The 10,957-nt window shown below is 51.3% G+C and carries 9 protein-coding genes; 6 read left to right on the plus strand and 3 right to left on the minus strand.

Annotation, left to right across the window (positions count from 1 at the left end):
* Nucleotides 1-11: 11 nt before the first annotated feature.
* Nucleotides 12-506: a transcription/translation regulatory transformer protein RfaH gene (rfaH, locus tag BL249_RS11035; protein WP_099705831.1), complete on the minus strand. Its 495-nt coding sequence runs from the start codon at nt 504-506 to the stop codon at nt 12-14.
* Nucleotides 507-705: 199 nt separating this feature from the next.
* On the opposite strand from rfaH, the gene ubiD reads away from it, so the two are divergent.
* Nucleotides 706-2,205: a 4-hydroxy-3-polyprenylbenzoate decarboxylase gene (gene ubiD / locus BL249_RS11040; RefSeq protein WP_099705832.1), complete on the plus strand. Its 1,500-nt coding sequence runs from the start codon at nt 706-708 to the stop codon at nt 2,203-2,205.
* Nucleotides 2,206-2,228: 23 nt separating this feature from the next.
* A complete protein-coding gene (gene fre / locus BL249_RS11045) occupies nt 2,229-2,930 on the plus strand; it encodes an NAD(P)H-flavin reductase (protein ID WP_099705851.1) in 702 nt (233 codons plus the stop codon).
* A 91-nt stretch (nt 2,931-3,021) separates the two neighbouring features.
* On the opposite strand, the gene fadA is transcribed toward fre, so the two are convergent.
* Nucleotides 3,022-4,185: an acetyl-CoA C-acyltransferase FadA gene (gene fadA / locus BL249_RS11050; RefSeq protein ID WP_099705833.1), complete on the minus strand. Its 1,164-nt coding sequence runs from the start codon at nt 4,183-4,185 to the stop codon at nt 3,022-3,024.
* 10 nt (nt 4,186-4,195) lie between these two features.
* Nucleotides 4,196-6,382 carry a fatty acid oxidation complex subunit alpha FadB gene (gene fadB / locus BL249_RS11055; protein ID WP_099705834.1) on the minus strand — a complete coding sequence of 729 codons (2,187 nt, stop codon included), beginning with the start codon at nt 6,380-6,382 and terminating at the stop codon, nt 4,196-4,198.
* 181 nt (nt 6,383-6,563) lie between these two features.
* Here fadB and pepQ point away from each other — a divergent pair, with 181 nt between their 5' ends.
* The 4 genes from pepQ to hemG are packed head-to-tail and all read left to right on the plus strand — an operon-like array spanning nt 6,564 to nt 10,527.
* Nucleotides 6,564-7,895 carry a Xaa-Pro dipeptidase gene (gene pepQ, locus BL249_RS11060; protein ID WP_099705835.1) on the plus strand — a complete coding sequence of 444 codons (1,332 nt, stop codon included), beginning with the start codon at nt 6,564-6,566 and terminating at the stop codon, nt 7,893-7,895.
* Nucleotides 7,895-8,506 carry an IMPACT family protein gene (locus BL249_RS11065; RefSeq protein WP_099705836.1) on the plus strand — a complete coding sequence of 204 codons (612 nt, stop codon included), beginning with the start codon at nt 7,895-7,897 and terminating at the stop codon, nt 8,504-8,506. Before pepQ ends, BL249_RS11065 begins: the two co-directional genes overlap by 1 nt.
* Nucleotides 8,507-8,523: 17 nt before the next feature.
* Nucleotides 8,524-9,975 carry a Trk system potassium transporter TrkH gene (gene trkH, locus BL249_RS11070; protein ID WP_099705837.1) on the plus strand — a complete coding sequence of 484 codons (1,452 nt, stop codon included), beginning with the start codon at nt 8,524-8,526 and terminating at the stop codon, nt 9,973-9,975.
* 15 nt (nt 9,976-9,990) lie between these two features.
* Nucleotides 9,991-10,527, plus strand: a complete 537-nt coding sequence (hemG, locus tag BL249_RS11075) for a menaquinone-dependent protoporphyrinogen IX dehydrogenase (protein WP_099705838.1) — start codon at nt 9,991-9,993, stop codon at nt 10,525-10,527.
* Nucleotides 10,528-10,957: the final 430 nt, after the last annotated feature.

Raw genomic sequence — 10,957 nt, forward strand, 5'->3', positions numbered from 1 at the left:
GCCCGACTGGTTTACTGGCCCAGCTTCTGGAACTGATTATTTTCCATGCTGCGGGTGACCTGTTTATTAAGCAGGTTCAGCAGCAATATTGAGCGCGCTTCACCGTCTGGTTCGGTGAAAATTGCGCGCAGTCCCTCAAAGGCGCCGGTGGTAATAATCACTTCATCCCCCGGCTGCGGCAGGGCCGCGTCAACGCCGGTTGCAGGGGTGTCTTTTTGCAATGCGTCAATTACATCCAGCGGTACGGTGGCCGGATTGTTACCAAAACGAATAAAATGGCTGACACCACGGGTAGCGCTGATCGTGGTGGTGTGAATGGTTTCCGGATCAAATTCTATAAAAAGATAATTGGGAAACAGTGGCTCTTTAACCTGAGTACGCTTTCCACGTACCAGTTTGTCCATGGTAATCATCGGACTCAGGCAGTTCACGGCCTGACGCTCAAGATGTTCTTTAGCGCGCTTCAGCTGGCCACGTTTGCAGTATAAAAGGTACCAGGATTCCATATATATCGCTTTTCACCTGTCTGGTAGCTAAGAATAGCAAACTCGCAATGATAGTTATAGCCATGGTTGCTGGCAACTTCTCTCTAATGGCGGGGTGAGGCTGATGCAAAACGGCTTTTACCGTTTGCTGCCGCGAAGGTATCGCGTCAGGAAATTGGATCCTATAATGGTGTCCCCATAGAGAGTAAAAAGAGAAGTCATGAAATACCACGACTTGCGCGATTTTATTGCCCTGCTTGAACAGCGCGGGGAGCTGAAAAGAATTAAGCAGCCGATTGATCCCTGCCTCGAAATGACTGAGATTGCCGATCGCACATTACGCGCTGGCGGTCCGGCGCTGTTATTTGAAAATCCTAAGGGTTACCACATGCCGGTGCTGTGCAATTTGTTCGGCACGCCGGGACGTGTAGCACTGGGTATGGGACAGGAAGATGTTACTGCGTTGCGTGACGTTGGCAGGTTGCTGGCTTTTCTGAAAGAGCCAGAACCGCCGCGCGGGTTTCGTGATTTTTTCGATAAAATTCCTCAGTGGAAACAAGTGCTGAATATGCCGACTAAACGGCTGCACAGTGCACCTTGTCAGCAGCTGGTGTGGCAAGGCGATGATGTTGATCTCCAGCGTATTCCAATCATGAAATGCTGGCCGGAAGATGCGGCACCCCTGATTACCTGGGGATTAACCGTCACCCGGGGGCCGGCTAAAGAGCGTCAGAATCTGGGCATATACCGTCAGCAGCTTATTGGCCGGAATAAGCTGATAATGCGCTGGCTGTCTCATCGCGGTGGCGCGCTGGATTTTCAGGAGTGGTGCCAGCAGCATCCCGGTGAACGTTTCCCCGTGGCGGTAGCGCTGGGTGCCGATCCGGCAACCATTCTCGGCGCGGTGACGCCGGTTCCCGATACGCTTTCTGAATATGCTTTCGCCGGCTTATTGCGTGGTACCAAAACGGAAGTAGTGAAGTGTATTTCCAATCAACTTGAGGTGCCGGCGAGTGCGGAAATTGTGCTTGAAGGCTATATTGACCCCACTGAGCTGGCACCGGAAGGCCCTTATGGTGACCATACCGGTTATTACAATGAAGTCGACAGCTTCCCGGTGTTTACCGTGACCCATATTACCCAGCGCAGTGATGCGATTTATCATTCCACCTATACCGGACGTCCGCCTGATGAACCGGCGGTATTAGGTGTGGCATTAAATGAAGTTTTTGTGCCGATTTTGCAAAAACAGTTTCCGGAAATTGTAGATTTTTATCTGCCGCCAGAGGGGTGTTCATACCGCCTGGCGGTGGTCACGATGAAAAAACAGTATGCCGGACATGCAAAACGCGTAATGATGGGCGTCTGGTCTTTTTTACGGCAATTTATGTATACCAAGTTCGTTATTGTTTGTGATGATGACGTTAATGCCCGTGACTGGAATGATGTTATCTGGGCCATTACAACCCGGATGGACCCGGCCCGGGATACGGTTTTAGTGGAAAACACGCCGATTGATTATCTGGATTTTGCCTCGCCGGTTTCCGGTCTGGGGTCAAAGATGGGCATGGATGCAACCAATAAATGGCCTGGTGAAACCACGCGCGAGTGGGGGCGTCCGATCCGTAAAGATCCTGATGTTACCGCACGCATTGATGCTATCTGGGATGAACTGGCAATTATGACTACGTCCGCTGCTAAAACGGACAAACTGATTTAATCATGACCCTGCAGAGCGAACGCATGACAACATTGAGCTGTAAAGTGACCTCGGTTGAGGCGATTACGGATACCGTGTACCGGGTACGCCTGGTGCCGGCCGCAGATTTTAGTTTTCGTGCCGGCCAGTATCTTATGGTGGTCATGGAAGAAAGTGATAAACGGCCTTTCTCGCTGGCATCGACGCCGATGGAAAAAGATATTATCGAGCTGCATATCGGGGCTTCTGAACTTAATCTGTATGCAATGGCAGTGATGGACCGTATTAAGCAGGATCGGGAGATCACGGTTGATATTCCCCATGGCGACGCATGGCTGCGTGAGGAAAGCGAGCGGCCACTTATTTTGATTGCCGGCGGTACCGGGTTTTCTTATGTACGTTCAATTCTGCTGACCGCGCTGGCGCAGCAACCCGATCGCCATATCGCTCTTTACTGGGGCGGGCGGGAATTAAAACATCTTTATGACCTGGATGAACTTAATGCACTGGCTGTGCGTCATACCCGTCTTAATATTATTCCGGTTGTTGAGCAGCCTGAAGCAGACTGGTCTGGACGTCACGGCACGGTACTGACGGCAGTGATGCAGGATTATGCCTCCCTGGCGGGTCATGATATTTATATTGCCGGCCGTTTTGAAATGGCCAAAATAGCCCGCGAGCGCTTTTGCGCCGAGCGCGGTGCGGAAGAGGCGACAATGTATGGCGATGCGTTTGCCTTTATCTGATCGCTGACAATGAAAAAACGCCGGACCAGCGCCGGCGGAAATCTTCAGCAAACATACGGCCACTTCGACATATTTAGCGGCTAATGGCAGGTTAAACCCGTTCAAATACCGTGGCGATCCCCTGGCCGAGTCCAATACACATTGCTGCGACACCAAACTGTACGTCGCGGCGTTCCATCAGATTCAATAGCGTGGTGCTGATGCGGGCACCGGAACAACCTAGTGGATGGCCGAGGGCAATCGCGCCACCATTAAGGTTGACCTTTTCGTCTAGCAGCCCGAGCAGCCCGAGGTCTTTAATACAGGGAAGTGTTTGTGCAGCGAATGCCTCATTCAGCTCAAACAGACCGATATCATTGACACTCAGTCCGGCGCGTTTTAAAGCCAGCTGGGTTGCGGGTACTGGCCCGTAGCCCATAATAGAGGGATCGCAGCCAACCACCGCCATTGCACGAACGCGGGCGCGAGCTTTTAGCCCCAGCGCCTTAGCACGCTGTTCGCTCATGATTAGCATGGCTGCCGCACCATCTGACAGTGCTGACGAGCTGCCGGCGGTGACCGTGCCATTGACCGGATCGAAGGCCGGTCTGAGAGCAGCCAGGCTGTCTGTTGTGGTTTCCGGGCGAATCACTTCATCACTGACATAACGTACCAGTGTCCCTTCTGCATCATGGCCGCTGGTGGGGATGATTTCCGCAGAAAAATGGCCGGCTTGTGTTGCGGCCCAGGCCCGTTGATGAGAACGGGCGGCAAAGCTGTCCTGCATCTCCCGGCTGATGCCATGTATGCGAGCCAGCATTTCGGCAGTCAGTCCCATCATACCGGCGGCTTTTGCCACAGTACGGCTCAGACCGGGATGAAAATCTACGCCGTGGTTCATCGGAACATGCCCCATGTGTTCAACGCCACCCACCAGACACTGATGTGCGTCACCGACCATAATGGCTCTTGCGGCATCATGCAGGGCCTGCATTGATGACCCACACAAACGGTTGACGGTTGTGGCGGGAACCGAATGAGGTATTTCAGCCAGCAAGGCGGCATTGCGGGCTATGTTAAATCCCTGCTCAAGGGTTTGCTGTACACAACCCCAGTAAATATCGTCAAGTTCTGCTGCTTCAAGGACCGGGTGACGGCTTAGCAGTGAACGCATCAAATGGGCTGACAGATCTTCTGCGCGTACCTGACGAAACGCCCCGCCTTTTGAACGGCCCATCGGGGTGCGGATTGCGTCAACAATGACTACCTTTTCCATGTTTTTTTCCTCAGGCCGTTTTTAAAATGTTGTCAGTCATCGCCTCAGGCAGCGGATACCACTGGCTGCCGCGAGCGGCTTTTTCGCGTAGTGCCTCAGGTGCCTGGTAGAGGGGGCCCAGTGCGACGAAGCGTTCGGTTAACGCCAGCACTTTTTCAGCACCCAGGGTATCCATATAGCGGAATGCACCGCCGTGGAACGGCGGGAAACCCAAACCATAGACCAGCGCCATGTCGGCTTCCGCCGGTGTGGCGATGACATTTTCTTCCAGGCAACGTATCACTTCGTTGAGCATAGGGATCATCATCCGGCTGATAATTTCTTCGTCGGTAAATATCCGGCGTGGCTGGCAGACCTGTTGCAGTAGCTGGTCAACCTGCGGATCACTTATCTTCTGCTGTTTGCCTTTTTTATCGGTTTCCCACAGATAAAAACCACGCTGATTTTTCTGGCCATAACGTTTTTCCTCAAACAGGACTTCGATAGCATCGCGATATGTTTTTTGCATGCGTAATGGGAAGCCTTGTGCCATGACCTGTTGGGCATGGTGTGCGGTGTCAATGCCGACCACGTCCAGCAGGCGTGCCGGGCCCATCGGCCAGCCAAACTGTTTTTCCATCACCCGATCAATCTGGCAAAAGTCCGCGCCGTCACGCAACAGCAGGCTGAACGCGGAAAAATAAGGGAACAATACACGGTTTACAAAGAATCCCGGACAATCGTTGACAACAATGGGCGTTTTGCCCATTTTGCTGGCCCAGGCGACCACTTTTGCCACGGTGCTGTCTGCGGTTTTTTCGCCACGGATCACCTCAACCAGCGGCATACGTGGTACCGGGTTGAAAAAATGCATACCGCAGAATTGCGCCGGACGCTTCAGGGCTTGTGCCAGCTGGCTGATGGGAATGGTCGAGGTGTTGGATGCCAGGATAGCCTCTTCCGGCAGGGCGGCTTCAGTCTCCGCCAGGACCTTCATTTTTACCGCTGGATTTTCAACCACGGCCTCTACCGCAATGTCGGCGTGCTGAAATTCGCTGTAGTTCAGGGTTGGCCGGATGCTTCCCATAATTTGCGCCAGTTTCAGTCCGTCTATTTTTCCGCGCTCAAGCTGCTTGTTAAGCAGCTTAGCCGCTTCGTTCGTTCCTAATGCCAATGCGGCGGAATTGATGTCTTTCATGATGACCGGCACGCCTTTCCATGCTGACTGCCAGGCAATGCCACCGCCCATAATGCCTGCGCCTAATACTGCCGCTTGCTGAGGGAGCGAAATCCCCTGCGTCAGTTTTTTCGCTTTATTTTTAACATATTGATCGTTGAGGAAAATTCCTACCAGCGCTCGCGCCTGACTACTGCGAGCCAGTGCGACAAAGCGGGCGGTTTCCAGTTTCAGCGCCTCGTCACGTCTCAGGCCAGCGGCTGCTTCGATGGTTTCAACCGCGCTCAAGGGTGCCGGATAATGTTTTCCGGCAGTTTGCATCACCAGCCCTTTTGCCATGGTAAAACTCATGGCCGCTTCCACCTGATTCAGTTTCAGCGGAGCCAGCTTAGGTGCCCGCCGGGTTTGCCAGTCCAGTGCTCCGTTGATGGCAGCTTTCAGCATTTTCAACGCCGCCTGATGCAGATTATCGTTGGAAACCACTGCGTCAATCAGCCCCAGTTTCAGTGCTTCATCGGCAGAAATATCTTTGCCAGCAGCAATAATTTCCAGTGCGCTATCGACACCCAGTAAGCGGGGCAGGCGCACCGTGCCGCCGAAGCCTGGTATGATCCCGAGTTTGGTTTCTGGCAATCCAATACGGGCATCCGGCGTTGCCAGCCGCAAGTCGCAGGCAAGGATACATTCGCAACCGCCACCGAGGGCATAGCTATTTATTGCTGACAGCGTGGGGACCGGCAGGTCTTCAAGGCGTGAAAAAATGCGGTTGGCATGGTTCAGCCAGCCGGTCAGTTTTTCGGCTGGTGCATCAAATAAAGAGAGAAATTCTGTAATATCAGCACCGACAATGAATGCCGCTTTACGTGAACTGAGTAGTACCCCTTTGAGGTGGGGTTGTTGCTCAAGTACCTGAATGGCCTCGTGCAGACAGCTTATCGTTAGCGTATCCAGTTTATTCACTGAACCGGGTGCATTGAATACTAACTCTGCAATGCCCTCGTCAATCCATTCTACAGAGAGGGTGTCGCTTTGATAAAGCATGGTGTTCTCCTGAATCTACCCAAAGGATCTGGTCTTACCAGTTGAGGTAAGTGTGAGATTGATGTTAATAAAATGCAAAAAAACATCTGTAAATTGCTGTAACGATCACATCGACCAGAGAGGGCTAATGGCGTGCGGGCTATGATAAGATGCTGGCAACAGACTGAACGGGAGGTGTGTGATGGATTCACTGGTGGCGCTGTATCAGGAGCATCTGCAAGTTTTACAGCGCAGAGCGCAACAGGCACTGGCACGTGCATCGCTGGACGCGATGTTGATACATTCTGGTGAACTGCTAACGGTTTTTCTTGACGATCATGACTATCCATTCAAAGTAAACCCACAGTTTAAGCACTGGATACCGGTCACAGATCTGGCTAACTGCTGGTTGTGGGTTGATGGGGTGAATAAACCCAAACTGTGGTTTTATTCTCCGATTGATTACTGGCACAAAGTGCAGCCAGTGCCACAAGATTTCTGGACGGCTGAAATCGATATTATGGTGCTGCGTGATGCCAGTGAAATTGGCCGTTTACTGCCAGCCCAGCGTGAAAATATTGCGTATATTGGCCCGGCTGTGTCGCGTGCCTCTCAGTTGGGATTGCCTGCTGAACATATCAACCCACAGGGGCTGATTGATTATCTGCATTTTTATCGTGGGTATAAAACTCCCTATGAACTGACCTGTATGCGCCAGGCGCAGAAAATTGCCGTACTTGGACATCAGGCAGCGAAAGAGGCTTTTCTGTCGGAAATGAGTGAGTTTGATATCAACATGGCCTATCTCAGTGCGACGGGGCACCGTGACACTGATGTGCCTTACGGTAATATTGTGGCATTGAATGAACATGCAGCCATATTGCATTATACCCAGCCTGAACAGCAGGTTCCCCGACAGCTGCGGAGTTTCCTGCTGGATGCAGGGGCTGAATATAATGGCTATGCGGCGGATATTACCCGCAGTTATGCCGCCCAGCCGGACAGTGAGTTCGCGGCACTGGTAGCGGACATGGATGGCGAGCAACAGGCATTAATCGCCGACCTGAAAACCGGTGTGCGTTACAGTGATTATCATCAGCAAATGAATCAGCGTATCGCCCGCTTGCTGATCAGGCATGATTTGGTGAAAGGGTTAAGTGAAGAGGCGCTGGTGGCGGAAAATATCACTGCTGCTTTTATGCCTCATGGTTTGGGTCATCCGTTAGGTTTACAGGTACATGATGTGGGCGGTTTTATGCAGGATGATTACGGCACGCAGCTGGCTGCACCGCGACAATATCCCTATCTGCGTTGTACCCGGATACTGGAACCTGGCATGGTACTGACTATTGAACCCGGTATCTATTTTATCGGGTCGTTGCTGGCGCCCTGGCGGGAAAGTCGTTTTAGCTCATTGTTTAACTGGGGGCGTATTGACACCTTTAAAGCCTACGGTGGTATTCGCATTGAAGATAACGTGGTATTCCATGATAACCGCATTGAAAATATGACCCGCGCGCTTAATTTGCACTGATGGACGCTTATGATATTCCTGCTGAAACGGTCAGTTTTAGCGAAGAGATAAAAAAAAGCCGCTTTATTACGCTATTGCAGCATACTGAAGGCGTGATGGCCGCGCGTGAGTTTGTACAACATATTCGTCAGCAACATCCGGATGCCCGGCACCATTGCTGGGCCTGGGTTGCCGGTGCGCCAGACGACTCACAACAGCTGGGTTTTTCCGATGATGGTGAACCGTCGGGTACTGCCGGTAAGCCTATGCTGGCACAGCTGATGGGCAGCGGTGTAGGGGAGGTTACCGCCGTGGTAATACGTTATTACGGCGGTATTCAGTTGGGAACGGGCGGACTGGTAAAAGCATACGGAAACGGTGTTCAGCAGGCATTAAAGCAACTGGTGCGCCAGCGGAAAGTACCGATGCTCACTTTCAGGTTATGCTGTGATTACGCACAATTGTCTGATATTGAAAGGCTAATTCAATGGGCGTCGGGCACGCTGCTTGCCTCTGAGTTCACTGAGCAGGTCACATTGCGACTGGCATTGCCTTACGGTCAGATCGTCGGTTTTACAATGCGCCTGAGCGATCTCAGCCGTGGCGGGCTCAATCTTGAGCCGTTGAATTAATGAGTTAAGGAACTCTCATGCATTTTCGTGCCATCACCCGTATTGTCGGTTTGCTGGTTATTCTTTTCTCTGGGACCATGATCGTACCAGGTCTGGTGGCGCTTATTTATCGCGACGGTGCCGGAAGGGCTTTTACCCAGACTTTTTTTATGGCGCTGGCGATTGGGTTATTGTTGTGGTGGCCTAATCGTAAGCAGCGTAGTGAACTGAAATCCCGCGAAGGGTTTTTAATCGTCGTGCTTTTCTGGACGGTGCTGGGTAGCGTGGGGGCGATGCCCTTTATTTTTTCCGAGCACCCCAATCTGTCTATTACCGATGCATTTTTCGAGTCTTTTTCCGGGCTGACGACGACGGGGGCAACCACTCTGGTTGGGCTGGACTCTTTACCTAAAGCCATTTTGTTTTATCGTCAGATGCTGCAGTGGTTTGGCGGCATGGGTATTATCGTTCTGGCGGTGGCTATTCTGCCTATCCTCGGTGTAGGGGGAATGCAGCTTTATCGTGCAGAAATGCCCGGTCCGTTAAAAGATAATAAAATGCGTCCACGAATTGCGGAAACGGCGAAAACGCTCTGGCTTATCTATGTGCTACTGACCGTTGCTTGCACCCTTTCACTTTGGCTGGCTGGAATGTCTTTCTTTGATGCGATAAGCCACAGCTTTTCTACTATCGCGATAGGGGGATTTTCCACCCATGATGCCAGTATCGGTTATTTTGCCAGTCCGACGATTAACACCATTATTGCTATTTTTTTACTGATTTCCGGCTGTAATTATGGCCTCCATTTCGCCTTGCTGAGCGGGCGCAACCTGAAAGTTTACTGGCGTGATCCAGAGTTTCGCATGTTTATTGGCGTCCAGCTGACGCTTGTGCTGGTCTGTACGCTGGTACTTTACTTCCACAATGTCTATGTCAGCGTCGGGCAGACAATTAATCAGGCATTTTTTCAGGTAGTGTCGATGGCAACCACCGCAGGTTTTACCACCGACAGCATTGCCCGCTGGCCTCTGTTCTTACCGGTATTGTTACTATGTTCTGCGTTTATCGGTGGCTGTGCGGGCTCAACCGGTGGCGGTTTGAAAGTGATTCGTATTCTGCTGTTATTTAAGCAGGGATATCGTGAATTAAAGCGGCTGGTGCATCCGAATGCGGTATATACCATTAAGCTGGGGCATCGTGCACTGGGCGAGCGAATTCTTGAAGCCGTATGGGGGTTTTTCTCTGCCTATGCGCTGGTATTCATTCTTAGCATGCTGGCCATTATTGCGACTGGTGTTGATGACTTTTCGGCCTTTGCCGCTGTTGCTGCAACGCTGAATAATCTTGGCCCTGGATTAGGCGTGGTGGCGGATAATTTCACGTCAATGAATGATGTTGCAAAATGGATTCTTATTTCAACTATGCTGTTTGGACGACTGGAGGTTTTCACGTTGCTGGTACTGTTTACCCCGACCTTCTGGCGTGAATAACAGGGAGTATAAATATTGAAAACGCTGATTATATTTTCCAGCCGTGATGGACAAACTCATGCAATCTCTGCGGCAATTGCTTCGGAAATTAAGCATATCCAACCTTGCGATATACTTAATATCATGCACGCCAGCAGTATTGAATGGGAACAGTATGATCGTATATTGATTGGTGCCTCAATACGTTATGGACACTTTCATCCCGCGCTGGCTAAATTTGTTGCCGCTAACCTTACGGCTCTCCGTGAACGTGTGAGCGGTTTTTTTTCCGTCAATCTGACGGCGCGGAAACCTGAAAAACGTAGCCCACAAACGAATGCCTATACCCGTAAATTTCTGCTCAGTACCCCCTGGGCGCCAGACTGTTGTGCTGTTTTCGCCGGTGCATTACGTTATCCGCGTTATAGCTGGTATGACCGTATTATGATCCAGTTCATCATGCGCATGACCGGCGGGGAAACTAACGCCAGTAAAGAAGTAGAGTATACCGACTGGCAACAGGTCAGGCGATTTGCTCAGGATTTTGCCGCCCTGCCAGGTAAAACGGCCTGAAAATAAACAGGCTGGTGAAAATTAAAACGGTCAGCGTTATTTTCGCAATTAGCACTTGTCAGCGCGTCTGAAGTCCCTATAATGCGCCTCCACTGACACGGCATGGCGGTAACGCAGGCCGGGTTAGCGGGGGATGAAATCGATAGATTTCCCGCAGATGAGACGGGAGAAAATCCTTGACTCTTCAGCGGCAAAGCGTAATATACGCAACCCGCGCCACACGAGAAAGTGGCACTGCTCTTTAACAATTTATCAGACAATCTGTGTGGGCACTCGCAGGATTGATATGGCAAAACTATTTGTAGTATCAAGTCTTGAAGAGTGAACGCGTAAATTCATTACGTAACCGTCGGGTTTAAATACCGGACGGAGAGTTTAATTCTTTGAGCATCAGACGCTTTTAAATTGAAGAGTTTGATCATGGCTCAGA

It is taken from the genome of Erwinia sp. OLFS4 (assembly GCF_002752165.1).
In the GTDB taxonomy this organism is placed as follows: domain Bacteria; phylum Pseudomonadota; class Gammaproteobacteria; order Enterobacterales; family Enterobacteriaceae; genus Izhakiella.